The sequence below is a fragment of the Pantoea sp. UBA7232 genome, from assembly GCF_002473195.1.
Lineage (GTDB): Bacteria > Pseudomonadota > Gammaproteobacteria > Enterobacterales > Enterobacteriaceae > Pantoea > Pantoea eucrina.
In genome coordinates, this window is record NZ_DKTK01000008.1 from 331,624 (window position 1) to 357,729 (window position 26,106).

Genomic DNA, 26,106 nt, shown 5'->3' on the forward strand with positions numbered 1-26,106 from the left:
AGATGACAATGACAACGCTTACTCCGGCAGCGCTGATCGCGCCGGAATATATTGATGCTCACGGCAGGCCGCGCCGCATTCCGGCCGCCACCGAGCAGTGGCTGCACACGATCATACAGCCGCCTCTCGCTACACCGTCAGCGCTGCCCCCGGTAGCGATTTTTCGTGGCGGAGAAGCCGTGGTAGTAGAGCCAGCGCTGAGCGGGGCGGCAGCATGGGAGCTGACCAGTGAAGCGGGCGAGCTCTGGTCAGGTGAGTGCCAGCCTGGTGAAACGCTGCGGTTGCCGGCACTGCCGGAAGGCTATCATCAGCTGACCCTGACGCAGCCGGCGCTGCTGTCGCGCTGCAGCCTGATTGTTGCGCCACCGCGCTGCTATGAGCCACCGGCATTGCTGGCCGGCGACAAGCTCTGGGGCTGCTGCGTGCAGCTCTATACGCTACGATCGCAGCACAACTGGGGCATCGGCGACTTTGGCGATCTGCGCCAGATGGCGGCAGAGATCGCGCAGCGCGGCGGCGCATTTATCGGGCTTAATCCGCTGCACGCCCTCTTTCCGGCTAATCCTGAGGGTGCCAGCCCTTACAGCCCCTCCTCGCGCCGCTGGCTGAATGTGCTCTATATCGACGTCAATAGCGTGGAGGATTTCAGACTCAGTGAGGCGGCGCAGGCGTGGTGGCAGCAGCCTGATACCCAGCAGCGGCTTGCGGCCGCGCGTGACAGCGAATACGTGGATTACGCCGCCGTTACCGCGCTAAAGCTGGAGGGCTTACGCCTTGCCTGGAGACAGTTCAGGCGACGTTCGCCGGATGAACCGGTAATGCAGGAATTTGATGCGTTTGTTAAAGCGGGCGGACAGAGCCTGCTGAGTCAGGCGTTGTTTGATGCGCTGCAGGCGCACCAGCGCGCCAAAAATCCTGCGCTGTACGGCTGGAAAAGCTGGCCGGAAGCGTATCAGCATCCCGACAGCGCCGCTGTGCTGGCGTTTCGTATTGAACATAGCGACGAAGTACGCTTTTACCTCTGGCTGCAGTGGCTGGCTGCCTCTCAGTTCGCGGCCTGCTGGTCCGTGTGCTGCGCGCAGCAGATGCCGGTTGGCCTCTACCGCGATCTGGCGGTAGGCGTCGCGCAGGATGGCGCAGAGACCTGGCGCGAACGCGATCTCTATTGTCTGCAGGCCAGCGTGGGTGCGCCGCCCGATATTCTGGGGCCGCTGGGGCAAAACTGGGGGCTGCCACCGATGGATCCGCAGATCCTGACAATGCGTGCGTTTACCCCGTGGATCGATCTGCTGCGGGCCAATATGCGCGACTGCGGCGCGCTGCGCATTGATCACGTAATGGCACTGCTGCGCCTCTGGTGGATCCCGCAACATGAGAAGGCCGCTGAGGGCGCCTACGTTCACTATCCGGTTGATGCCCTGCTGGCCATTCTTGCGCTGGAGAGCCAGCGCCATCGCTGTATGGTGATAGGTGAGGATCTGGGCACCGTACCGGAAGCGATTGTCGCTAAGCTGCGCGACAGCGGCGTCTACTCCTACAAAGTGCTCTACTTTGAGCAGACGGCAACGCGCGCGTTTCGCGCGCCGGAAGCCTGGCCACGGCAGGCGATGGCGGTTGTCACCACGCATGATATGCCTACCCTGCGCGGCTGGTGGCAGAGTGATGACTTAACGCTGGGCAGCAGGCTGGGACTCTATCCGGATAAAGCGATCCTGGCGGGTCTGTACCGTGAGCGCGCGGCGGCAAAAAAGGCGCTGCTGCATACGCTGCAGCAGCAGGGAGCGCTGGCGCACCGCTATCCGCTTCAGCGCGGCCGTGCGCCCATGCGCCGCGCGATAAACCGTGCGGTTCACCGCCTGGTGGCGGCCAGTAACAGCGCCCTGCTTGGCCTGCAGCCGGAGGAGTGGCTCGATATGGATCGGCCGGTAAACGTGCCCGGTACGGTGGACAGTTACCCTAACTGGCGCCGCAAGCTCACGCTGTCGCTGGAGGCGATGTTTACGGATGAAGGGATTACGCACCTGCTGCAGGAGGTCAGTCACGTGCGTCAGCGGCACCCCTGATCAGACGCCCCGGACCGGGGCGGTTTCTGCAATAAAAAAGGTGCGCCGGAGCGCACCAGGTGCTGCAACTCAGCACTGTCGGGGCAGGTTCACCCCTTGCCTTTTACACTGCTGATAAACGTTTGCCGCGCTGAGGTTGACCCCAGTCGCTCGGCCTCATTCAGAAGCTTCAGCGCTTTATCAATGTTGCCCTGGCTGACCGCCTGACGGATATTCTGATTGAAGTAACTTTCGGTGTCGTTTTCCAGCGGCACCGGTTTCACGGCAGAGGCGGGACGCACGGCAGCGGGCGCAGGCGCCTGAGTATTGCCGATCACAACCGGAGCCGATGCCGATGAACCGAACAGCGGGCCGACCAGAATAGAGGACGCGGAACTGGTGGAGACTTTCAGCTTCAGCCTGCCGCTCTGGCTGTGTGTGGCAACCGGATCGGGAATATCAGGAACCGCATGGCCGGTGCCTTTCGCATAAGCTTTGGCCGGATCGACCAGCGTGGTGGTCTGGGTCAGATCCCGGTCGGTAGTAAAGACCAGCAGATAAATTTTCTGCTGTCCCGACACCGGCGTCAGTTTCATTACGCCTTCAAGACGATCGGCGCTCATGACGCCCGGCTGCTGGTAAGCAAAGAACTGGGACGGGAACCACGCTGCCGGACGCAGGTTTTCATCGAGCACCAGTACATTAGGCGCGAACACGCGGTTGTCAGCGACCTCACTGCTCAGCGTAACGGTCAGCTCACCCTGACTGGCTGGCAGACTATACGCCGCAACCGGACCACGGATCCCCGGCAGAGCATCTCCGGTGCCGCTGTCGCTCAGCTGAGTGGTTACCGCACGCGACGTGTCAGCAGGTTGCCAGTTCAGGCGCTGCAGAGTTTCAGGTGAAACGGCGGGCGCGGTGGAGAGATCCTGCGGCACCAGATTAATATCAGCGACAGCGGGCAGCGTAACGCCGGTCAGCAGCGCAGCGCTCAGGCAGAGCGCGGTAAGCGTTTTTTTCATCGTTTTATCTCTGATAGCTGGAGGAAGCGCCGGCACCAGGCAATGGCCAGCGCTGCCTAATCGGTGAACCGCACCGACGGGTGCGGCCATTCTGTTACAGGGTAACGCTGAGGTTTACCACCAGATTTCCATCTGTGCGCCAAAGCTCCACTCGTCATTGTCGCCCCGGCTGTTGGTGAACAGGCCGTTACCGGTGCTGTCAGCTGCGGCCAGCGTGGTCAGGTTGCCATCCGCATTTTTGCTATAGCCCCACTTCTCATCCCATTTGGCATAGGTTGCAAACAGGCGCAGCGCCGGACGGGACCAGATGCTGTCGCCCGCCTGCCACTGCTGGGCCAGGGTAATTTTGTACTGCCCGTTGCGATCGCCGACCTGCTGCGACTTCACGTTGTCGTAGCCCAGCTCAAGCAGCGTGCTCATGATAGGCGTCCATTTGTACATCGGGCGCACGCCCACGGTGTACCACTCGTTGCCGCGATTATTATCGAGGTCGGTGTTCTGATACATCGCGACGTACATCAGGTCCCAGCGCTCGGCCAGCGAGATGGCACCGTGATCCAGCACGCGGTACATCTTGCCGTCGTTATTGATATTCGTGCCCTGCGGCAGCCCTTTGCCCTGCGAAGTCAGCGCGTCTGTTGCGTACTGAAGTACAAACTTGTTGTAGCCTTTCAGCATGCTCTGCGTATGTTCGGCGGTGAAGAGCCAGCCATCTTTGGACGCGCCATCCTCCAGACGATACCCGTCGCGCGCGTTAGCACGGCCATAGTCGACGCCAAGTTCCAGCACGCCATCCGGGTTGGTCTCCAGACCCGCCAGGCGCACATCAAACACGTCGTTCGCGGTGCTGGTTGCGTAGTCGCGGATGCGATCGCTGGAGAAGGTGTAGGAGCCGCCCGCTTCTGATGAGCGCGTGGCGGCGAAAGAGAGTTTGCCGAAGCCGAGGTCAACATCTTCCAGGCCTGCGCCGGGACCGGAGATATCCCAGTAGTAGAAGTCGATCATATGCACGTCGTGACGCTGATAAAAGCGCTTACCGGCCCAGATAGTAGAGCCCGGCAAAGCATCAATCAGGTTTTTGCCTTTAACGTTGGCTTCGCGGAAGGCAGGTGAAGTTGCCTCCCAGTCATTCTGCTGCGATACGGAGTAGGCAACGTTGGTGTCAAAATAGAAACTCTTATCTCCCTCCTTCCAGACTTCCTGTCCCAGCTTAAGCTCGGCGTAGGTTTCACATTCGTTACCCAGACGGTACTTACTTTGTGCGCCGGTCGCCTGGAAGCACTGTTGTTCACCGCCGCTGCCGGTCCAGCCAATGCCGGAACGGGCGTAACCGGTGAAGTCCACCGCCATAGAGGAGGCGGACAGGGTACCCGCAGCGATAGCGATCGCCACGGGGAGTTTGCGCAGAGTTATCATTTATTTATCTCCTGAGATCATTGCTTTTATTGTTTTGCAGGGTACACACCAGGCTCCTGATGCAGCCTGCGACAGGCGCTGCCATCTTCACGAAACAGATGACAGCGTTCCGGCGGCAGGCCGATGCCCATCAGGGCGCCCTCTTCTGCCAGCACCACGTCCTCCTGGCGATAAACCAGGTTTTGACGGATGGCGGGGATTTGAATGTGGATTTGCGTTTCATTGCCGAGCTGCTCAACGACCTGCACCTCTCCCTCCAGCGTGACATCGGCGATGTCGCTGGAGAGCAGATGCTCAGGCCGGATACCCAGCGACATGTTGCTGCCGATCTGCACGCCGGTGCTCTCGACCGGCAGCCAGACCAGCTGATTGTTGGGCAGACGCACCTGAACCTGATCGATTGCGGTGGCGGTTACTTTTACCGGAAGGAAATTCATCCGCGGGGAACCGATAAATCCGGCGACAAAGCGATTGGCGGGGTAGTGATAAAGTTCCAGCGGTTTGCCAATCTGCGCGATGCGCCCTGCTTCGAGCACCACAATTTTGTCGGCGAGCGTCATCGCTTCTACCTGATCGTGGGTAACGTAGATCATGGTGCGCTTCAGCCGTTTATGCAGTCGCGAAATTTCAATGCGCATCTGGACGCGCAGTGCGGCATCAAGGTTGGATAACGGCTCGTCGAGCAGAAAAACGCGCGGTTCAGCCACCAGTGTCCGGCCAATCGCCACCCGCTGCCGCTGACCGCCAGAGAGCGCTTTGGGCCGCCTGTCCAGCAGATGCGCCAGCTGCAGCACCTCAGCTACCTGGTTTACACGCTGCTGGATCTCGGCGCGCCTGACGCCGGCCAGCTTCAGGCCAAAGGACATATTTTCCGCAACGTCCAGATGCGGATAAAGCGCATAGGACTGAAACACCATGCCGATCCCGCGCTCTGCTGGCGGTACCTCATTCATGCGCTTGCCGCCTATCAGCAGGTCGCCTTTAGTGATGGTTTCAAGCCCGGCAATCATCCGCAGCAGGGTCGACTTACCGCAGCCGGAGGGTCCGACAAACACCACAAATTCACCTTCGGCAATCTCAAGATTGATATCTTTCGAGACTTCGGTTTCACCCCATGTTTTGGAGACATGACGTAACGCAACGCTCGCCATAATACTTTTCCTCTCAACGTGCCCTGTTGGCTGATATGACTGCTGGCCGATTCTGTGGCTCATCATGAAAGCCCCGGCAGCCGCTGACATCCTCCACCACAACGTGAATGCACGGGGGATGAGCCGGGAGGAGGAGAAAGGATGCGTGCCGGCTGCCAGCTGCCGGATGAAGAAATTTTTGTGATGTCAGACGCAGAAAAAAGCGGGAGAAAGTGTGCGCCAGCCCATAAAAACAGGGATTTTTGCAAGCAGGATCACGCGTTTACGCCTGCAGGCGTAGAGAGCAGGAGGATGAAACCGTGCTGCAGAACCTGACAATAAACGGGACGCTTACTTCCCGCTTTCGTTTACAGGATGGACTTATGACAATGAAAACCGTCTCGCGCTTATTCGCCCTCTCCGCGCTCTCCGCCGTGCTGTTCTCTGCTTCGGCTCTCGCAAAGATCGAAGAGGGAAAACTGGTTATCTGGATCAACGGTGACAAGGGCTACAACGGACTGGCCGAGGTTGGCAAAAAATTTGAGCAGGAGACCGGCATCAAAGTCACCGTGGAACATCCGGATAAGATGGAGGAGAAGTATCCGCAGGTGGCCGCCACCGGTGATGGCCCCGATATCATTTTCTGGGCTCACGACCGTTTTGGCGGCTATGCGCAGTCAGGTCTGCTGGCGGAGATCTCACCTGACAAAAATGTGCAGGACAAGCTGTTTCCCTTTACCTGGGATGCGGTGCGTTACAACGGCAAGCTGATTGGTTATCCGGTATCGGTCGAGTCCCTCTCGCTGATTTATAACAAAGATCTGGTCGCCGAACCGCCAAAAAGCTGGGAAGCCATCGCCGATCTGGACAAGCAGCTGCGCGCCAAAGGCAAGAGCGCCATCATGTTTAACCTGCAGGAGCCTTACTTCACCTGGCCACTGCTGGCGGCAGGCGGTGCCTATGCTTTCAAACCTACGCAAAGTGGATTTGATATCAAAGACACCGGCGTGGATAACGCCGGGGCGAAAGCGGGCATGCAGTTCCTTGTGGATCAGGTCAAAGCCAAAGTGCTGAATGCGGATACCGACTACTCCATCGCTGAAGCGGCATTCAATAAAGGGCAGACGGCGATGACGGTTAATGGTCCGTGGGCGTGGAGCAACATCGACAAGAGCGGCATCAAATACGGGGTGACCACCCTGCCAACGCTCAATGGCAAACCCTCCAAAACCTTTGTCGGTGTACTGAGCGCCGGTATCAACGCCGCCAGCCCCAACAAAGAGCTGGCAAAAGAGTTTCTGGAGAACTATCTGCTGACCGACGGCGGGCTTGAGGCGGTCAATAAAGACAAGCCGCTGGGCGCCGTGGCGCTGAAATCGTATCAGGCAATTCTGGAGAAAGATCCGCGTATCGCCGCCACCATGAGCAACGCACAGAACGGCGATATCATGCCAAACATCCCGCAGATGTCCGCCTTCTGGTACGCCATGCGCACTGCCACCCTTAACGCGCTGAAAGGACGCCAGAGCGTGGACGCCGCGCTGAAAGATGCGCAGACCCGTCTGAACAAGTAAACCCTGTCTGAAGCCGGCGCTGTCCGGCTTTTTATCAGCTGTTGAGGAATTTCGGATCATGTCAGGAAAAACGGAACGGTACAGCCAGATGCTGAAAGGCGTACTGGTTGGCGGCTGCTGTCTGTTAGTCGGCTATCTGCTGGTGCTGATGTATGTGCAGGGAGAGTACCTGTTTGCGCTCATGACGCTGATTGTCAGCGCAACCGGCATCTGGATTTATGCTAATCGCCGCGCTTATGCCTGGCGCTATGTCTATCCGGGCCTGGCCGGCATGGCTATTTTTGTGCTGTTTCCGCTGGCCTGCACTATCGCTATCGCGTTCACCAATTACAGCAGTACCAATCAGCTGTCGCAGGAACGGGCGCAGCAGGTGCTGCTTGGCAGGCAGTATCAGGATGGCGCCGGGCTGAATTTTGCGCTCTACCCGGCCGATCGGCGCTGGCAGCTGGTGCTCAGCGACAGCAGCAGCGATGAACGCTACGTCTCCACGCCGTTCGACTTCGGCGGCGCGCAGACCCTGACGCTGCAGCAGGCGCCGCTGCCCGCTACTCAGCGCGCCACGCTGAAAGTCATCACCACGCATCGCCAGGCGCTAAGCCAGATCCGTGCCCGGTTGCCGGATGGACGTGAGCTGGTGATGAGCTCCTTACGCCAGTTCTCGGGTACCCGTCCGCTCTATGTTACCGGGCACCAGGGCGTGCTGAAAAATCAGCAAACTGGCGTACGCTATCAGGCTAATCAGGACACGGGGTTTTACCAGCAGATTGCGGCTGACGGCAGCTGGGGCAGTGAACAACTGAGCCCTGGATTTACCGTTAACGCGGGCTGGAAAAACTTTGTTCGCGTCTTTACTGACGAAGGGATCCAGAAACCGTTTCTCGCCATTTTTGGCTGGACGCTGATCTTCTCGCTAGTGACGGTGATCCTGACCGTTGCAGTGGGCATGGTGCTGGCCTGTCTGGTGCAGTGGGAAGCGCTGCGCGGTAAGGCTATCTACCGCGTGATGCTGATTTTGCCCTACGCCGTACCGGCTTTTATCTCCATCCTTATCTTCAAGGGGCTGTTTAACCAGAGTTTTGGTGAAGTTAACGTCATGCTCAAGGCGCTGTTTGGCGTCCAGCCTGCCTGGTTCAGCGATCCCGCGCTGGCGCGTACCATGCTGGTCATCGTGAATACCTGGCTCGGCTATCCCTACATGATGATTCTGTGCATGGGGCTGTTAAAAGCTATCCCGGACGATCTGTATGAGGCTTCCGCGATGGATGGCGCGGGTCCGCTGCAGAATTTTTTCCGCATCACGCTGCCGCTGCTGCTTAAGCCCCTTATGCCGCTGATGATTGCCAGCTTTGCCTTTAATTTTAATAACTTTGTTCTGGTGCAGCTGCTTACCAACGGCGGACCGGATCGGATCGGGACTACCACGCCCGCCGGCTACACGGATCTGCTGGTCAATTACACCTGGCGTATTGCGTTTGAGGGCGGCGGCGGGCAGGACTTTGGCCTCGCGGCGGCGATTGCAACGCTGATTTTCATGCTGGTCGGGGCACTGGCGGTCATCAACCTGAAAGCCGTGCGCATGAAGTTTGACTGAGGAAAAATTATGGCAATGGTACAACCCAAATCACAAAAGCTTCGTTTGCTGCTGACGCATCTGCTGCTGCTGGTTTTTATTGCCGCCATCCTGTTTCCGCTGCTGATGGTGGTCGCTATTTCACTGCGTTCCGGCAATTTTGCGACCGGCTCGCTGATCCCGGAGCAGATCTCCTGGGAGCACTGGAAGCTGGCGCTGGGATTCAGCGTGACTCAGCCGGATGGCAGCGTCACACCGCCACCCTTCCCGGTACTGCTCTGGCTGTGGAACTCGGTGAAGATCGCAGCGATAAGCGCGCTGGGTATCGTGACGCTATCCACGACCTGTGCCTACGCCTTTGCCCGCATGCGTTTTGCCGGCCGCGCAACCCTGCTGAAAGGTATGCTGATCTTCCAGATGTTTCCGGCGGTGCTGTCGCTGGTCGCGCTCTATGCATTGTTTGACCGGCTGGGTCAGTATGTGCCCTTTCTCGGACTCAATACGCACGGCGGCGTAATCTTTGCCTATCTTGGCGGCATTGCGCTGCACGTCTGGACCATTAAAGGCTACTTCGAAACCATCGATGGCTCGCTGGAAGAAGCGGCCGCGCTGGATGGCGCAACGCCCTGGCAGGCGTTTCGTCTTGTGCTGCTGCCGCTGTCGGTGCCGATTCTGGCAGTGGTCTTTATTCTGGCCTTTATCGCCGCGGTCACCGAAGTGCCGGTCGCTTCGCTGCTGCTGCGTGACGTTAACAGCTATACGCTGGCCGTTGGTATGCAGCAATATTTAAATCCGCAGAACTATCTCTGGGGCGACTTTGCCGCCGCTGCGGTGTTGTCTGCCATTCCCATTACGCTGGTATTCCTGCTGGCACAGCGCTGGCTGGTCAGCGGTCTGACAGCGGGCGGTGTTAAAGGCTAACCTCTTCATCATTGTGTGACCTCGCTGCCCCGGTGTTTAACCACCGCTGGGGCGTTTGACGGCCCCCGGGCCGTCTTTTTTTATGGCGAGGGAAATAATCAACATTTTTTCTTACTGAACCCGACCTCCCCTGGAATAAGAAATGATTGATTTATGCAACTCCATCAGGAAATTCTTTAGAAAAAAAGAGGCATAGCCGCGCAGATAAAAATTCTGATATTACCTTTAAAATCAATCACCCGGGAAATGAACGATAAAGCGGCAAGGAATTATTTTTTAAATGGTAATATTTTCGGGAAAATAATATGAAAAATTAAAGATAAAATCGCCAAAATTTTCAGTAAACATAAATTGATCTGGCGCACATTTCTATTATTCAGGATTTGAATTAAGAATGGACATTAATTAAATATATCCCCGCCGCAATCAGCAGCTTGCTAATAAAGGAGTCTAATCATGGGATATTTGAACTCAGGCATCAGCAACAGCAATAGCGAGAATGCAAACAAAGCCGTACTCACTATTGAAGAAGAGGAAGTGTTAGCGTCCGCCTCGCAGGCGGATGAAGAGAGTCAGTCTGAAGACTAACATTTCAGCGGCACATTATTGTGCCGCTTTAATATGGACATTTATCATGACTATCCTGCCTGAAAGATCTGTCACCCTTACCCGGTCAAGAAAAGCAATAGAGCGTTATTTTTCCCGCCAGAATATACAGATAAAAAATGACAACTTTGGCAATACGCTTTCAGCTACGGTTACGCTGTTAAACAGGGAAAGTGGCACCAAACCGATTTCTGGCTGCGGTAAAGGCTATGCAGAGGAAGCCAGCGTTGGTGCACTCTATGAAGCTTATGAACATTACAGAAGCTTTCCGGCACTCAGAGAGAAAAGCAGGTTATATCCCTTCGGGTCAGTCATTCAGCAGGCAGAACTTCGCGGGATGTTGCCATTGACTATTCTTGCGAAATCATCACCCGCCAAAATTGCAGCAGTGGAATTTACAGATAAAAAGGGTTGTGCGTCACTGCTCTGGCCTCTTTTTTTAACGGATTGCGAATATTTCAGCCATATCATTCAGGGAGACACTACAGACTATAGCGCAGCGCGACGCTATACCAGTAATGCAGGTATCGCTGCGGGTTATGGTTTTACTGAAGCAGCGATTCACGCCATCGGGGAAATAATAGAGCGGCACTGCACAGGTATCCTGCTGGCAAAAACATTTTTCTATGGTGTACAAAAAGAGATCCGACTTGTTAATACGGACTCACTGCCCCCTGCAGCTGAAAAACTTTTCAATGATGCTCAGTCTGCCTTAGAGGATGAAATCAATATTATTGATGCCTCAGAACCGTTACTGCCTCCTGTTTATCTTGCTTACTGTAAGAGTAAGCCGCGCCTGGGGATAAACATTTACGGCGCTGGCTGTTCAATCTATGCTGACCATGCGGTTGCCCGGGCTATCAAAGAACTGGTCCAGCTGCATAAACTGGCCGATAATTTTACCTGCTTTACTGAGGAACTGGAAAAACACCAGCATAACCTGAGAGAGCATGAAAAATTATATCGCAGCCTTGTTGCCGATTTTGGCAGCCTCGCTTCTGTCAGCGTTGAGCTGCCAGAGAAACGCGCTGAACTGACTCTGCAAGAGCACCTTCACCGCCTGACAACCCTGTGCGAAATGGCCGGATTATCTGTATGGCTTAAAGAAATAGACAGCGATCCTGCCGGCGTATCACTGGCCTGTGCCGTCATGCCCGGTATGGAGCGATTTGCCCTGGTCAGTTTGGGTAACGTCGTTATTCCCTGCCGAAGCTATCAGGATCAGATATGAGTAGAATAATTTACATCCGGGTCCCGAATCGGGAACGGCATGATATTTTTATCATGACAACCTTTGAATCGATTTTTGCCGGCATACGAAAGCCGTTAAGCCACGTGGCTTACAGCATCATTCTTCCCGATATGATAAAAGGCCCGCTCATTTCGCTGGATGAAACCAAAGATGAAATAACCCTCGGCATCAGAGTGCCGGACGATCCGGCGTGGCGTGAAAAATTACTTCCCCCCTGCCCGGATTACAATATCCACTTTCCATGGCCGCCGCTGGATGATGAAGGGAATGAGGCTATATGCCCGGAATCATTCTGGGACCAGATGGCCGGTACACCGGAGAAGCTGGACATACAGGAAGCGCACTTCCGCCGGCATACCGTAAATTTGCTGCGTGAGATTGCTTTTCCCGACTGCCGCGTATTTGATCCGGCCTGCTCTACCGGAACCTTCCTTGCCTCAGTAAAACAAAAGCTTCCCCGGCTAAACTATTTCGCTGCCGATCGCGCGGAAAAAATGGTCCTGAAGGCCAGGCAGCAGCTGCCGCAGGTTGTACAGAGCGACTTTATGCAATCCGGTGACCGTGACAGGTATGATATTATTTTTTGCCGCTTCGCCAATCATGAAGTGATAAGACACGATCAGGCAACACCTGTTATCGATAAACTGATTACGCTGCTTAATAAGAAAGGGTATTTAATTATTTTTGGTCATACCCCTGTGAATTGTGATGTTGAAAATCATGTGCGGGGCAAAAACATTGCTCTTAAAATGACAAGCGGCTATAGCGAACGTTCAGCAGGTTTTTTCCAGTATTATCTGTTACAGACACTTTGAAAGACTGCGCTGAGGCCACAGGCACGTGCGACATACCGCTTAACATTAAGCATAAAATGCTGCAGTGGCGCTGCTGCTCTTTAAGCTGAATAACAGATTTTGCTTTAAGCAGTGATTACTAAATTTTCGATTAAAACTAATTCCAATCATTAGATACCCTGAATACATTAGCGATACTAAAATCTATTGTCAGGGATAATTGTGGATTCGCTAAGGAAATCAGTGACTGTCAGCGCAGTATCCGATGGCGTTCTGAGTAAAAGAACGCTCAAACTATGCAGATTGCTTAATGATAGCGATAAGCTGATCGATATTGCGCCGGCGACCGCTTTTCTCGATTTTTTGAAAGGCATGGAAGTCACGCATAGCGCCTACCAGCGTAGCGGTATTATCAAGAGCAAGCGTGCGCTGTTCCTTTATAACGAAGGCCTGCTTCATCCTGACAGCACCCTGTTTCTGGCGCGTAAAAAACAGGAGATCCTCGGCACAATCAGCGTGATTGCTCAGCGAAACCAGCAGCTGCCCTGCTCCCTGCTGTTTGGTGCAGAGATAGCCGCCCTCGGGCTGGAAAACCGGAAAGTCGTAGAGCTGGGTACGCTGTCGGTCAAGCAGACGCAGCAGCAGGACAATCTGGTGTTTATGCTCTATCTCAGGATTATGATTTATACGATTTTTGTGGAGCAGGTAGACGATCTGCTTATTCAGGTTAAAGAGAACGTAGCGCCTTTTTATATGCGCAATTTCATGTTTACCCGGATAGGTAAAACCAAAAAACATCCTGAGTACAGCGATCTGAATGCTGTGTTATTGCGTCTCGACGTTAAGAAGATGCGGGAAAAAATCTATGAACAACAGTGCTACGGAGCCAATGGCTGGCTGCGTATTTTATGCGAACTTGGACTGAACCGGCACTATCGTACCATCTGTGCTCAGTGTCGTAATAGCCAGCGCTTCAGGCCGGATCCGCAGGATGCCGCTGTTTATCGTTATCTCTGCTCGCTTCAGAGGTAAATTAAAGGCCACCGTAAGCCCTGCCAGGCGATATCATTGCCGCGGCTGAAGAGGGTGTATTTATAGTAAAATGGTATGTTGTAACTAGAAAGCCAAATCTTTCCGGTTAACGCTTAGAAACAGAATCCCTGTGCCGGGCCGCCTCCGTTCGCCGATGACCATCTACACTTATTTCACCTGAGATCCCCTGAAAACATGAGGTTAAGATGAGTCTGTTATTTAGCGCCACGAAACTGGGACAGCTCTCGCTGGAGAATCGCATTATTATTGCGCCCATGTGTCAGTACTCCGCTGAGGCGGGTAAAGCCACCGCCTGGCACCGTATCCATCTGGGGCAGCTCGCCCTGTCCGGTGCGGGCTTACTGATTATCGAAGCAACAGCCGTTGAGGATATCGGCCGTATATCGCCGGGCGATCTGGGATTGTGGGACGATGAGACTGAGGCGGCACTGGCCAGCGTGCTGGAGGATATCCGTCCATGGGCAACCCTGCCAATAGGTATCCAGCTGGGTCACGCAGGTCGCAAAGCCTCCTGTGCCGTGCCGTGGGAAGGCGGCGAGCAGCTTTCGGCTCAACAGGGCGGCTGGCAGACGGTGGCTCCCTCCGCAGAGGCTTACCAGTCGGGCGAACAGGCGCCACACGCGCTGAGTAAAGAGGAGCTGATGCGCCTGAAACAGGCCTTTGTTGACAGCGCGCAGCGCGCGGTCCGCATCGGTATCGAACTGGTTGAACTGCATGCTGCCCATGGCTATCTGCTGCATCAGTTTCTCTCTCCGCTCAGTAACAAGCGCGATGATGAATATGGCGGATCGCTGGAAAACCGCATGCGCTATCCGCTGGAAGTGTTTCAGGCGATACGCGATGCTCTGCCAGATTCAGTACCGGTGGGCGTGCGTATTTCAGCAACTGACTGGGTCGCAGGCGGCTGGGATAATGAGCAGTCTATTGCGTTCAGCCAGCAGCTGGCCGCCGCAGGCTGTGCTTATATTCACGTCTCCAGCGGCGGACTGTCGCCCGATCAGGAGATCGATATCGGCCCAGGCTATCAGCTCTCTTTTGCGCGCGATATTCGCAAAGTGGTGGATATCCCGGTAATCGGTGTCGGACTGATAACCGATCCGCAGCAGGCGGAACAGGCTCTGCACACCGGTGATACGGACCTGATTGCGCTGGCGCGCGGGATGCTCTGGGATCCGCACTGGCCGTGGCACGCTGCCGCTGAGCTGGGCGCCACCGTTAAGGCTCCGCCGCAGTATCTGCGTTCAGAGCCGCACGGTCTGAAAGGCACTCTGGTACAGAACAACAAGTGATCCATTGCGGCAGGCGCTCCGCCTGCCGCACCCCTCTGGGAAATTTCACAGATTGCGGCCAGCGTGAGGCGCTCCGGCCCTTAGCCTCTATGCTTCATTTCACGCATTCACATTAAAGGACGATGAAATGAAACCTCAACACCTTCTGCTTTCTGCTGTTTTACTTTGCACCGCTGGCGTCGCCGCGGCCGATACCATGAAAAACCCGGTGAGCGTGCACGTGCTCAACCTGCAGACCGGCATCCCCACCGCCGGCGTAAAAGTAGAACTGGATCAGAAAGCAGGCGATAACTGGACAAAACTGGCAGAAGCCACCACGGATGCGCAGGGGCGGATCCCGGCACTCTATCCGAAAGATAAAATGGCGCAGTCAGGTATTTATCGCGTGGTGTTCAAAACCGGGGAGTACTATAAATCAGTTAATCAGCAGACTTTCTTTCCGGAAATTCCGGTAATTTTTAATCTTGAGAAAACCGATCAGCATTACCATATACCGCTGCTGCTAAGCCAGTATGGCTATTCAACCTATCGCGGTAACTGATTTTTAAAACGCGCTGGCCTCAGACCAGCGCGTTCTCCTGTCAGCCTGCGCCAAATAGCGGCAACCACTCCAGCCAGCTCAGTAGCCACGCCACAATGTTCAGTCCCCCAAATAGCAGTACCAGGATGATCGCCAGCGAGGATTTTTTATGCGTGGCGAAGCGCTTTTCTGCCCGCAATGCCAGTAAGGCCGGGATGATCACCGCCCACAGGGTGGCAAACAACCCGGCATAGCCGATGGCCGCCACAAACCCGTGTGGCCAGACAATCGACGCCAGCAGCGGCGGCAAAAAGGTCAGCAGCGCCGTTTTCACCCGTGCCCGGCGCGTATCGCCCTGCCCCATACGGTCGGCGATATAGTCGAACAATCCTGCGGTGACGCCAAGAAACGAAGCGATAACGGCAAAATGGGAAAAGAGCGACAGCATCAGGGTTAATGCCGGCACCTGCAGATGCGAGCCCAGCGCCGCCATCAGGGCGGCGATATCCCCGCCCTGCGCGACAATACCCGGAAACGCGCTGCGCGGCAGGTTTCCCATCGTGCTGACGATCCAGAACAGGTAGAGCGCAAGCGACATCAGGGTCCCGAGCAGCAGCGCACGCGCGATCCTGCGCCGGTCGCGATGGTAGTAGCTCACCAGCCCGGTGATATTGCCGTGATACCCAAAAGAGGCCAGGCAGAAAGGCAGCACGCCGAGCGCATAGGGCCAGTAAGCGCTGCCTTCTGGCGCTGGCTGCAGCAGTGAGGCGCTGTCAACCTGCATCAGGAGTCCGCCGAACAGCATAATAAGCAGCGCAATTTTTGCCACTACGCAGAAGGTCATAAGCCGGCTCACGCCACGCGTGCCGAGCAGCACCACCCCTGCAACCAGCAGCGTCAGCGCAATTTTCGCACCGGCCGCTGTCAGCGGCAGACCCAGCTGATTAAGGGAGTGCTGATAGACCGGGCCGCTGGCTGAAATATAGGCGTAGGTCAGAATACCCAGTACAAACAGGATGCTTAACCCGTTGAGCCTTGCCCAGCCGCGTCCCAGCAGATCGCGCACCAGCGTGTCATAGCCGGCGCCGGCAGTATAGTGCAGGCTGACGCGCATAAACAGCAGGCCGGAGAGCAGCATCGCGCCCCAGCTGATAAACAGCAGCAGCACGCCCCAGCCAAACCAGCTTCCTGCCATAACCACAGGCAGCGTAAACATACCGGCACCCACAACGGTGCCACAGATGATCATAGCGCCCCACCAGACTGAGGGCTGGCGCGGCGTGAGTTGAGGTACTGACATTAAGACGACTCAGAAAATTAGCAAAGGCGGGATGATACACATCATGTACTAGTATGTAGAGTACAAAACGCAAAAACAGACTGGCAGGGTTGTAAGCAGATAATGACAGCAGCGCGCCTGCAGAGCAGGCGCGCGGTTCAGGCGGGATTACTGATAAAAAGCCGGACGGGGCGGCATCGTAATCTGAACAATATCGCCACTCTTCTGAGCGGCAACACAGGCGTCTGCCGCCACCGCCGCCGCATAACCATCCCAGGCAGAAGGCCCGGTCAGCTCGTCGGCAAGCACATTGTTGATAAACGCCTGCAGCTCCACATCGTATGCATCGATAAAGCGCTTTTTCCAGTCGGTCAGGATGGCCACAGAGAGCGCTGCGTTACTGCGCGTCTGCACCGCCACAGGTTCCGGCAGCCGGGCAATGCCGCTTTCTCCGACAACTTCACACTGAATGTCATAGCCATACTGGCAGTTAACAAAAATTTCGACGTCAATGCGCGTACCCTGCGCCGTTTCCAGCAGAACAATCTGCGGATCTTTCAGGTGTGAACTGGCGTGGCGCGTTTTGCGTGGCCAGATCACCTGCGCGCTGACGTAATCATCATTCAGCAACCAGCGCAGCACATCCAGCTCATGGATCAGCGTATCGGTAATCGCCATATCCGTGGTGTAACTGTCACCCACCTCCGGATTGCGATGCGCGCAGTGCAGCATCAGCGGCGCGCCAATCTCACCGCTCTCCAGCACCTGCTTCAGCGCGCGATAGCCGCTGTCATAAGGTCGCATAAAGCCGACCTGTACGCGTTTTTTACCGCCGGCCATCTCCGCTTCAACGATGTTCATACAGCCCTGCGCCGTCACTGCCAGCGGCTTTTCACAAAACACCGCCTTGCCCGCTTTGATCGCCGCCAGCACAAACTCTTCATGAGTGGGACCCCAGGAGGTCACCAGCACGGCCTGTACGTCAGGCGCATTAATCAGATCGTGCGCGCTGTCGTAGATCTCCGCCTGCAGCTGTAGCGCAGCTGCGACCTCTTCACACTGACGGCGGTCGATATCATTCAGCGCCACTACGCGCGCGTTCTGCAGCACCTGACTGCAGCGCCGGATATGTTCACGACCGATTGCACCGGTGCCAATTACGCCAATATTGAGTGTCATAGTCTGTTTCCTGAGCCGGTTGCGGTTAGCGGTTGAGATAGTCGATACTGCTGCGGATCTGCTGCTCAATCTCAGCAGCGCTCCAGCTCTCCATCACCGATGAGAAAGGCTCAAACGCATAGATCCCGCGATACCCCATCTCTTCAAGGCGGGCCACCTGCTGTTTTGTCTGCAGTCTGTCATCGGCGCTGAGCATAATACGCTCTTCATCCGTCAGCTCTGCCGCCGGCCGCGTATCGGTCACGCCGGACAGGTGAACCAGGCCAATCTCATGCACGTTGACGTGCCCGGCAAAGTCCGCTTCGGCACCTTCATAAAGATGATGATGGAAGGTATCCAGCACAATTTTGAACGGCACCCCGGCCTGTTTAATCAGCTGCTGCGCCTGCGCGGCAGAGCGCAGCGAACTCTGCGGAAAGCCCAGCGGCTCAACCAGTCCCTGAATGCCGTATTCTGCAAACAGCGGCGCCAGCGTTTGCAGCGCATCGATAGTCTGTGCGTCGCTGACCGGCGCACCATCGTTGAGCGGACAGAGCACCAGCGCTCTGGCACCGCTTTCAGCTGCGTCTTTCAGCAGGCCGCGGGTCTTTGCCAGAACCTCATCATTGAGCTGGTTAAATGGATAAACCGCATTGATTGTTTCGATAGTCAGATCGTGCTCGCGCGCCAGCGCGCTGACCTGCGCGCCACCGAGATTGTCGGTCACGCTGCCGCTTTTCATGTCGTTGCGGATTTCAACCTTGTGCAGCCCCAGCTTTGCCACCAGCGCAAAAAATTCACTGATGCTCAGAGCGGGAGCAATTTTTCGATTAATACAGAGGCGGTCGCTGCTTAGTTTACCGGTCATATTCAGTCCTGATGCGTACGGGTTGGAAGGCAACTGAAGGGATACTAAAACATCAGGCTGAGCGGCTCCGCTGCTTCTTTGAGTGATTTACATCAGCCCCGTATCGTGCTGACTAAGCGCATATCAGCAGTCCTGTTTTTTACCGCGCGGCAGCGATACCGCCAGCAGGCCCGCCACAATCAGTACTACGCCCGCCAGGCTACTCCAGCGAAAAGGCTCATGAAACCACGGCAGAACGACAGCAGCCAGCCAGACCAGTACGTAGCTCAGACTGAGTAGCGGATAGAGCTGACTGAGCGGCTGATAGCGCAGCGCGGCAAGCCAGCAGAGCATCGATAACCCGTAGGCTGCAAGGCCGGCGCAGAGCATCAGCACAGGGCGTGCGCCGCCCTGCAGCAGCGCACTGAACGCGGGAAACTCCATCATCGCGCTGCGCAGCATCAGCTGCGCCAGCGTCACCAGCGCGACGCTTACGAGCGCCAGCCCTGTACCTTTCATAGCTGACTCCCCATCAGCGCCACCCCCGCGACAATCAGCAGCGTGCCCAGCCACTGCTGCAGCGTACAGGCTTCGCGCCAGATCAGGCGTGCGGCTGCCGCCACCAGCACAAAGTTAAGGCTGAGCATCGGATAGGCCTGGCTGACCGGCACACTGCGCAATACCAGCAGCCAGAGCAGCATCGCCGCCCCCAGCAGCAGCAGGCTGAGCGCGACCCAGAGCGCCATGCGCCTGCCGCCTGACGCCATCAGCGCGGCCTGCTTCTGACAGAGCTGGGCTGCACAGCTGAGCAGGCTGACCAGAACAATCAGCAGCAGATTCATGGCGCGCGACGGTAGCTGTAATAAACCAGCCGTCCCTGCTGCCAGACATCATCCGGCACCGGCAGCATCGCATCCGGCGTTTTCTGCCCGGCATCCAGCATCAGTACCAGCGCGACACCACCCTCTCTGCGATGGACGCGCAGCCAGTCGGCAAACTCCGCTCCGGCAACGTAGCGCTTTCGGGCATCGGCATAGCTGAGACCATACTCCAGCTCGCCTTTGCTGCTGTAAAAAAAGATATCGCTGCGTTTGAGCTGCCAGGCGATCGCCGAGGCGACGCCGGGATTATCCGCCAGGATAAAGCGGCTCTGCGCAAGCCGCTCCTCTATGTGGCGAACAAAGTTCTGCGGCTGTTTGGCGTCCCGTATCCGGTCGGGAATAGCAAATCCCACCAGCAGCACCAGCGCCAGCGGGCAGAGCGCCGCCAGCTGCCAGCGCCCGGTGCGCAGGCTGACACCTGCCGCCAGCGCCCAGCCGGTAAAAGCGAGCGCAGCCAGAGTCGCACGCAGCTTCTCGTCGCTGCTGTAGAGCGGCCGGTGAGCCAGCCCCCACGGTGCCAGTACGCTTATCACCGCCAGCGCGGTCAGCGCGCCAAACAGCAGGTTGATCCAGCCGTTAAACCGCAGCGCGGTGTTTAATCGTGCGCTGTTTCCTGATGCATAACCTGCTATCAGCAGGCTCAGCGGAGCAAAACAGGGCAGGATATAGGTTGGCAGCTTGCCTTTTGCAATACTGAAAAACAGCAGCGGCAGCACGACCCAGCTCAGTAAATAGAGCACGCCTGCCTGCTGGCGACGCTGCTGCCAGCCGCTTATCAGCGCGCCGGGCAGCAGCCCCAGCCAGGGCAGCGTGCCCGCAACCAGCACCGGCAGGTAATACCAGAAAGGCGCTTTGTGCTGCGCGTTTTCTTCAGCAAAACGCTGAATATGCTCAACCCAGAAAAAATAGTGCCAGAAATCTCCCGCCTGCTGCGCTATCGCCAGCGCCCACGGCAGGCTCAGCAGTACTGCGGTCAGCAGCGCCAGCGGCCCCCAGCGCAGCAGTTCCGTGAAGCGGCGCTGCCACACCATCCACGGCACAATCGCCAGCACCGGAACCGCGAGCGCCAGGAAGCCTTTGGTCATAAACCCCATGGCGCAGGCCGCACCCAGCAGCAGATAGCCGGAGAAGCGCTGCCGGAATGTGCATGCCTGAGCCGCGTACCAGAAGCTGCACATCGCTCCCGTCAGCCACAGCAGCAGAACAGGGTCCAGCACCGCATAAGTGCCGATTCCGTAAACCAGCAGCGAGGTCAGAAAAACGGTGCTGGCCAGCAGGGCGACGTTGCGGCTGGCAAACATCCGGCATCCCAGCCAGAAAATCAGCAGGCCGCTGCATAGCGTGCTGAACAGCGCGCCGGCGCGGACGCCAAAATTAGTGTGTCCGAACAGCAGCTGGCCCAGATTATTTATCCAGTAGCCGGCGACAGGTTTTTCAAAATAGCGCAAATCAAAAAAGTGCGGCACAACCCAGTTGCCGCTGACAATCATCTCGCGGCTGATCTCTGCATAACGCAGCTCATCGGGCTGCCACAGATCGCGAAACGGAACCGGCAGCAGATAATAGAGCGCAAACAGCATCAGCAGCAGCGTAATTTTGGTGCCTGTACGCATCAGAACTCCCTGATTAGTTTTCTGCCTGACAGCCCAGCCACCCTTCCCGACCCGCAATCCGGCCGCGTATCACAGGCGCGCGCGGCAGAGTGGAGAGATCGGCAGGCAGAAGCTCGCTGAGCGGACAGAAGTGAATACCGGCCTGCCGGGCGCGATCGAGCAGGTTGCTAAAGGCGTCGCGCGCGGCGATCCCCTCAACTTCGGCATGAATGGTGTAAACCGCGGTGCCCGCAGCGTGCTGCATGCGCTCAAGGATAAAATCGTTGAAGCGCGCAGCACTCACCTGTTGCCCCACCACTTCATCCCAGGTAGGCAGCGTGACCGGGATCTGTACTGTGCCTTCTGTACCGTCCGGTAGCAGCGGGATAAACGGGCCGCTGCCGCGGCAGTCGCTGTTGTACCGAAAATGGAAAGGTTCTTTTGCAGCAATAATCCGGCTGTCTGCCCGCCAGCCGGCAACGGCTGAACAAGTGACGGCGTCACCTGTCAGCGCTTCCAGCATCTGCCTGCCCCGCCCGATCTCCTGCGCCAGCCGCTGTTCTGACCAGACGCCCGCCCAGGTCTGCCAGGCGAAGTGATCCCAGGCGTGCAGGCCAACCTCATGATGATCGGCGGTGGCGCGGATAATGTCCGCCTGGCCGCGTCCGATGTGGCGTCCTGGCCAGGCGGTACCGGCCAGCAGAATATCCCAGCCATAGAGCGATGCCGCCCGCGAGCGCACCATTTTGTGAAAAAAGTGCGGCTTAAGCAGGCGCCAGATATGGCGCCCCATATTGTCCGGCCCGACGCTGAAAAAGAAGCTCGCCTGCAGCTGATGCAGGCTGAACTGTTCCAGCAGTGCCGGGACGCCCAGCCGGGTGCCGCGCCAGGTATCAACATCGACCCGCAGCCCCACTTTTTTCATGGCTTTTCCTGCAGTTCAACAGTGCGCAGAAAGAAATCAAGGGTGTTATCGATGGTGGTATCCATATCCACATCCGGTGCCCAGTTCAGCAGCCGGCGCGCATTTTTTATCGAGGGCTTGCGATGCTCCACATCCTGATACCCTTTGCCGTAGTAGCTGCTGCTTTCTACTTCGCGGAACCCGGCAAACGGCGGAAAACGGTCGCGCAGCGGATGGCGCTCAAAGCTTGCCAGCAGATGCTCCGCCAGCTCACGAATACTGGCTTCATTTTCAGGATTACCAATATTGATGATCTGCCCGTCACAGTTACCGTTGCGGTTTTCAATGATGCGAAACAGCGCCTCAATGCCGTCACGGATATCGGTAAAGCAGCGCTTCTGCGCCCCGCCATCCACCAGTTTGATGGGCGATCCCTCTACCAGATTGAGGATCAGCTGCGTAATGGCGCGCGAGCTGCCAATGCGTGCAGCATTGAGGTTATCCAGCCGGGGGCCCATCCAGTTAAAGGGGCGGAACAGCGTAAAGCGCAGGCCCTCTTTTTCACCATAGGCCCAGATCACCCGATCGAGCAGCTGTTTGGAAACCGAGTAGATCCAGCGCTGCTTGTTAATCGGACCGACCACCAGGTTAGAGCTATCCTCATCAAAATGCCGATCGGTACACATGCCGTACACTTCAGAGGTAGAAGGGAAGATGATGCGTTTTTTATATTTAACGCAGTCGCGAATGATTTTCAGGTTCTCTTCAAAATCGAGTTCAAATACGCGCAGCGGGTTACGGGTGTACTCAATCGGCGTAGCAATCGCCACCAGCGGCAGCACCACGTCACACTTCTTGATGTGATACTCAATCCATTCGGAATGAATGCTGATGTCGCCCTCAACAAAGTGGAAACGCGGCTCGTTCAGAAAACGGCTTATCGCATCAGAGCCGATATCCAGCCCGTAAACCTCAAAATTATCATCCTGCAGCAGGCGTTCAGTCAGATGATTGCCGATAAAGCCGTTCACCCCGAGGATCAGCACCCGCGTGCGGCGTTTAACAGCCGCCACCGGCTCAGAGTAAAGCAGCGCGCCGGGCACCAGCCCCAGGCTCTGCGCCAGCTGGCTGCCATTCATAAACACGCCGTTGTCACACTGGCCGGTGATAATTTCCAGTGCGCCCTGGCCGCAGGCGACCTGCAGCGGATCGACAGAGAGTACGGTCCCGGCTCTGGCACCCGGCGTGCCGGCGTGCACACGTCCTTTCCACACCATAAACTTCACCGTACCGGCAAAGGCAAAAGCACCGGGCCAGGGCCAGGTTACCGCGCGCACCAGATTATTCACCTGCTGCGCACTCTGCTCCCACCGGATACGTCCATCTTCCGGCGTGCGGCGTCCGACCCGGGTTGCCAGCCCCTCATCCTGCGGCCGGGCTACAATCTCGCCGCGCTTCAGCGCTGGCAGCGTACCTTCCAGCAACTGTGTGGCACAGGCCACCAGCTTACGGTGCAGCGTCAGCGCATCATCCTGCTCATCGATCGCCACCTTTTCCTGCGTGACAATGTCACCGGCATCGGCCCGCTTAACCATGCGGTGCAGCGTCACGCCGGTTTCCGTTTCGCCATTAACCAGCACCCAGTTAAGCGGTGCGCGTCCGCGATAGGCGGGTAGCAGCGAGCCGTGCAGATTAAACGCGCCGCGTGCCGCACATTCCAAAATAGCGTCGCTCAGCATGGCGCGGTAATAAAAGGAGAAAATATAGTCAGGCTGCAAGGCGCGGATGCGTTCAATCCATAACGGGTGATTGACCTCTTCAGGCGCATGCACCGGAATGCCGCGCTCAGCGGCGAGGCGCGCGACGGAATCAAAAAAATGGCTCTCTGCCCCGGTGTCGGTGTGCGTAAAGATCGCCGCAATCTCAAAACCCGCTTTCAGCAGCGCGTTGATTCCTGCGCAACCCATTTCCGCATAGGCAAAAACAACTGTTTTCATGGTTTGATTTCCTGAACCTGAGGAGTTTCCTGCTGCGGGTGGATCACCCGCTGAATGAAATAGCGCGGCCGCGCGCGTACATCGTTGTAGATACGCCCGATGTATTCGCCCAGCAGGCCCATCCCGATAAACTGCGCGCCGACAAAAATAAACAGCACCGCAAACAGCATAAACAGACCGTCGCCGGCCCAGTTGGCGCCAAAAAACAGGCGTAAGATCACCAGCACTATCGAAAAGGCAAAGCCCGCCAGCGCAATCAGGCTGCCAGCAATGCTCAGCAGGCGCAGCGGCGTCGTGGTCAGACAGGTCACCAGGTCATACATCAGATTGATAAGCTTCATGACGCTGTATTTGGAATCGCCAAACTCACGCTCAGCGTGTGCGACCGGCAGTTCGATAGTGCGGCGGGCAAAGGTATTGGCCAGAATGGGAATAAAGGTGCTGCGTTCATGGCAGTTCAGCATGGCGTCAACAATATGCCGGCGATAGGCGCGCAGCATGCAGCCATAGTCGCCCATCGCTTTGCCGGTCACGCGCTGGATCAGCTGATTGATGGCGCGTGAGGCGCGTTTACGAAACCAGCTATCCTGCCGGTTCTGCCGTACCGTACCCACTACGTCGTAGCCCTGCTGCGCAGCTTTGACCAGCGCCGGGATCTCTTCGGGCGGGTTCTGCAGATCGGCGTCCAGCGTAATTATCAGGTCGCCCGATACATGGGCGAAGCCCGCCATAATCGCAGAGTGCTGACCATAGTTTCGGTTAAGCAGTACGCCGACGACGTGACTTCCTGGCATATCAGCGGCATCAGCGATCATCTGCGCCGAGCGGTCGCTGCTGCCGTCATCCACCAGCAGGATCTCAAAGTTCAGACCCAGCGTGCTACAGGCTGCGCTGGTGCGGCGTACCAGCTCCGGCAAACTCTCCTCTTCGTTATAGACCGGGATAACCACAGAGATTTTCTGAAGCGGTTTTTCATCCAGCATGGCGGCCTCCTGCCAGCGTACGCAGCGCGCCGATCACCCGGCTGACATCCTCATCCTGCATATCAGGAAACAGCGGGAGCGAACAGATACGTTCGCTGTTCCATTCCGTGTCAGGCAGGGAAAGATGCGGATAACGCTCGCGATAATATTTGTGCGTGTGCGCCGCGCGGAAGTGAAGTCCGGTGCCGATCTCCTCCGCTTTCAGCGCCTCCATCAGCGTATCGCGGCTGATGCCGCAGGTAGCTTCATCCACGCGAATGATAAACAGATGCCAGGCGTGCTGATGCGGCCAGTCCGGCTGTTTCAGCGGCAGAAAAGGCGTATCCGCCAGCGCCTGCAGGTAGCGCTGCGCAATCTCCCGGCGGCGCCGGTTGATAGCCTCAAGCTTACCGAGCTGAACCAGCGCAATAGCGGCATTGATATCGGGCAAATTGTATTTAAAACCGGGTGCTATCACCTCTGCCTGCGGTTTGCGCCCGTGCGTATTGCGATCCCAGGCATCCACCCCCAGGCCGTGAAACTTCAGGCTGCGCACCCGGTCGGCCAGTTCAGCATCATCCGTTACAACAACGCCGCCCTCGGCACAGGTGATATTTTTGATGGCGTGCAGTGAAAAGATCGCCGTGCCGCGCTGTCCGACATGCTGGCCGTTATAGTGGCAGCCGGTAGCGTGCGCGGCGTCCTCAATCACCGGAATGGCGTAGCGCTCACCCAGCGCGCAGATTGACGCCAGATCAACCGGCGCACCGGCGTAATGCACCGGAATAATCGCCCGGGTGCGTGGTGTGATCGCCGCTTCAATCTGCGGTGCCGTCACCATCAGCGTATGACGGTCGACATCAACCATAACCGGCGTGGCTCCCAGCAGCGTGATGATATTGAGCGTAGAGACCCACGTTAGCGAAGGGGTGATCACTTCATCTCCGGGCTGAATGCCCAGCGCCAGCAGCGTAACGTGCAGGCCGGCAGTCGCTGAACTGACGGCAATGGCGTGCTGGTTTCCAGTCAATTCACAGAAAGCCTGCTCCAGCGCAGCATTTTTCGGGCCGGTGGTGATCCAGCCTGAAGCGAACACCGCACTGACGGCGGCCAGCTCTTCTTCGCCCAAAGCGGGACGCGAAAAGGGTAAGAAAGACATAAATCCACCTTATCAATTATGCTCTGACCACAATGCAGGAATAAACTCTGCACCTGTCACTCCGCGCAACTTCAACGCACTCTCAACGTGTTATAGTGAAAAACTGATTAACATCACGCCCGTTCACTGCTCAGCGCT

At 56.9% G+C, this 26,106-nt stretch carries 23 protein-coding genes; 10 read left to right on the top strand and 13 right to left on the bottom strand.

Annotated elements, in window-relative coordinates; all coding sequences use genetic code 11:
- The first annotated feature begins 2 nt into the window (after positions 1 to 2).
- Complete coding sequence (gene malQ / locus B4056_RS09505) at positions 3 to 2,063, top strand: 4-alpha-glucanotransferase (protein WP_414693141.1); 2,061 nt, start codon at positions 3 to 5, stop codon at positions 2,061 to 2,063.
- Positions 2,064 to 2,152: 89 nt separating this feature from the next.
- On the opposite strand, the gene malM is transcribed toward malQ, so the two are convergent.
- The 3 genes from malM to malK all read right to left on the bottom strand — a co-directional run bounded on the left by malM (position 2,153) and on the right by malK (position 5,631).
- Complete coding sequence (gene malM / locus B4056_RS09510; protein WP_288654510.1) at positions 2,153 to 3,064, bottom strand: maltose operon protein MalM; 912 nt, start codon at positions 3,062 to 3,064, stop codon at positions 2,153 to 2,155.
- Between the two features lie 114 nt (positions 3,065 to 3,178).
- Positions 3,179 to 4,480: a maltoporin gene (locus tag B4056_RS09515; RefSeq protein WP_040113487.1), complete on the bottom strand. Its 1,302-nt coding sequence runs from the start codon at positions 4,478 to 4,480 to the stop codon at positions 3,179 to 3,181.
- Between the two features lie 26 nt (positions 4,481 to 4,506).
- Positions 4,507 to 5,631, bottom strand: a complete 1,125-nt coding sequence (gene malK / locus B4056_RS09520; RefSeq protein ID WP_040113486.1) for a maltose/maltodextrin ABC transporter ATP-binding protein MalK — start codon at positions 5,629 to 5,631, stop codon at positions 4,507 to 4,509.
- 362 nt (positions 5,632 to 5,993) lie between these two features.
- Between malK and malE the strand changes: the two genes are divergently transcribed.
- From malE to uraH, 9 genes are all read left to right on the top strand, one after another.
- Positions 5,994 to 7,184, top strand: coding sequence for a maltose/maltodextrin ABC transporter substrate-binding protein MalE (gene malE, locus B4056_RS09525; protein WP_113655338.1), 1,191 nt, complete (start codon positions 5,994 to 5,996; stop codon positions 7,182 to 7,184).
- A gap of 58 nt (positions 7,185 to 7,242) precedes the next feature.
- Complete coding sequence (gene malF / locus B4056_RS09530) at positions 7,243 to 8,775, top strand: maltose ABC transporter permease MalF (RefSeq protein ID WP_150034819.1); 1,533 nt, start codon at positions 7,243 to 7,245, stop codon at positions 8,773 to 8,775.
- A gap of 9 nt (positions 8,776 to 8,784) precedes the next feature.
- Complete coding sequence (gene malG, locus B4056_RS09535) at positions 8,785 to 9,675, top strand: maltose ABC transporter permease MalG (protein ID WP_094111587.1); 891 nt, start codon at positions 8,785 to 8,787, stop codon at positions 9,673 to 9,675.
- A gap of 456 nt (positions 9,676 to 10,131) precedes the next feature.
- Complete coding sequence (locus B4056_RS09540; RefSeq protein ID WP_255402130.1) at positions 10,132 to 10,263, top strand: hypothetical protein; 132 nt, start codon at positions 10,132 to 10,134, stop codon at positions 10,261 to 10,263.
- A gap of 46 nt (positions 10,264 to 10,309) precedes the next feature.
- Positions 10,310 to 11,512, top strand: a complete 1,203-nt coding sequence (locus B4056_RS09545; RefSeq protein ID WP_288654521.1) for a YcaO-like family protein — start codon at positions 10,310 to 10,312, stop codon at positions 11,510 to 11,512.
- Between the two features lie 53 nt (positions 11,513 to 11,565).
- On the top strand, positions 11,566 to 12,348 hold the full coding sequence (locus tag B4056_RS09550) for a class I SAM-dependent methyltransferase (RefSeq protein ID WP_288654523.1): 783 nt from the start codon (positions 11,566 to 11,568) through the stop codon (positions 12,346 to 12,348).
- A 222-nt stretch (positions 12,349 to 12,570) separates the two neighbouring features.
- Positions 12,571 to 13,359: an N-acyl amino acid synthase FeeM domain-containing protein gene (locus tag B4056_RS09555; RefSeq protein WP_128083807.1), complete on the top strand. Its 789-nt coding sequence runs from the start codon at positions 12,571 to 12,573 to the stop codon at positions 13,357 to 13,359.
- Positions 13,360 to 13,565: 206 nt separating this feature from the next.
- On the top strand, positions 13,566 to 14,669 hold the full coding sequence (locus tag B4056_RS09560; RefSeq protein ID WP_094111583.1) for an NADH:flavin oxidoreductase/NADH oxidase: 1,104 nt from the start codon (positions 13,566 to 13,568) through the stop codon (positions 14,667 to 14,669).
- A 127-nt stretch (positions 14,670 to 14,796) separates the two neighbouring features.
- Positions 14,797 to 15,210 (top strand): hydroxyisourate hydrolase, encoded by a 414-nt coding sequence (uraH, locus tag B4056_RS09565; RefSeq protein WP_071668326.1) that lies wholly within the window; start codon positions 14,797 to 14,799, stop codon positions 15,208 to 15,210.
- A gap of 40 nt (positions 15,211 to 15,250) precedes the next feature.
- Here the strand turns inward: uraH and B4056_RS09570 are convergent, their stop codons facing one another.
- The 10 genes from B4056_RS09570 to arnB all read right to left on the bottom strand — a co-directional run bounded on the left by B4056_RS09570 (position 15,251) and on the right by arnB (position 25,968).
- Positions 15,251 to 16,489 carry an aromatic amino acid transporter gene (locus B4056_RS09570; RefSeq protein ID WP_094111582.1) on the bottom strand — a complete coding sequence of 413 codons (1,239 nt, stop codon included), beginning with the start codon at positions 16,487 to 16,489 and terminating at the stop codon, positions 15,251 to 15,253.
- A gap of 147 nt (positions 16,490 to 16,636) precedes the next feature.
- A complete protein-coding gene (locus tag B4056_RS09575; protein WP_108569861.1) occupies positions 16,637 to 17,647 on the bottom strand; it encodes a Gfo/Idh/MocA family oxidoreductase in 1,011 nt (336 codons plus the stop codon).
- 25 nt (positions 17,648 to 17,672) lie between these two features.
- Positions 17,673 to 18,494: a TIM barrel protein gene (locus B4056_RS09580; RefSeq protein WP_108569862.1), complete on the bottom strand. Its 822-nt coding sequence runs from the start codon at positions 18,492 to 18,494 to the stop codon at positions 17,673 to 17,675.
- Between the two features lie 123 nt (positions 18,495 to 18,617).
- A complete protein-coding gene (gene arnF / locus B4056_RS09585; RefSeq protein WP_113655226.1) occupies positions 18,618 to 18,992 on the bottom strand; it encodes a 4-amino-4-deoxy-L-arabinose-phosphoundecaprenol flippase subunit ArnF in 375 nt (124 codons plus the stop codon).
- A complete protein-coding gene (gene arnE, locus B4056_RS09590; protein WP_040113474.1) occupies positions 18,989 to 19,315 on the bottom strand; it encodes a 4-amino-4-deoxy-L-arabinose-phosphoundecaprenol flippase subunit ArnE in 327 nt (108 codons plus the stop codon). The genes arnF and arnE overlap by 4 nt, the downstream gene beginning before the upstream one ends.
- Positions 19,312 to 20,967, bottom strand: coding sequence for a lipid IV(A) 4-amino-4-deoxy-L-arabinosyltransferase (gene arnT, locus B4056_RS09595; RefSeq protein WP_150034815.1), 1,656 nt, complete (start codon positions 20,965 to 20,967; stop codon positions 19,312 to 19,314). The genes arnE and arnT overlap by 4 nt, the downstream gene beginning before the upstream one ends.
- Before the next feature lie 13 nt (positions 20,968 to 20,980).
- Positions 20,981 to 21,871, bottom strand: a complete 891-nt coding sequence (gene arnD, locus B4056_RS09600) for a 4-deoxy-4-formamido-L-arabinose-phosphoundecaprenol deformylase (protein WP_071668322.1) — start codon at positions 21,869 to 21,871, stop codon at positions 20,981 to 20,983.
- A complete protein-coding gene (gene arnA, locus B4056_RS09605; RefSeq protein WP_094112248.1) occupies positions 21,868 to 23,847 on the bottom strand; it encodes a bifunctional UDP-4-amino-4-deoxy-L-arabinose formyltransferase/UDP-glucuronic acid oxidase ArnA in 1,980 nt (659 codons plus the stop codon). Before arnA ends, arnD begins: the two co-directional genes overlap by 4 nt.
- On the bottom strand, positions 23,844 to 24,830 hold the full coding sequence (arnC, locus tag B4056_RS09610; RefSeq protein ID WP_094112249.1) for an undecaprenyl-phosphate 4-deoxy-4-formamido-L-arabinose transferase: 987 nt from the start codon (positions 24,828 to 24,830) through the stop codon (positions 23,844 to 23,846). The genes arnA and arnC overlap by 4 nt, the downstream gene beginning before the upstream one ends.
- Positions 24,820 to 25,968 carry a UDP-4-amino-4-deoxy-L-arabinose aminotransferase gene (gene arnB / locus B4056_RS09615; protein WP_094112250.1) on the bottom strand — a complete coding sequence of 383 codons (1,149 nt, stop codon included), beginning with the start codon at positions 25,966 to 25,968 and terminating at the stop codon, positions 24,820 to 24,822. The genes arnC and arnB overlap by 11 nt, the downstream gene beginning before the upstream one ends.
- Between the last annotated feature and the right edge of the window lie 138 nt (positions 25,969 to 26,106).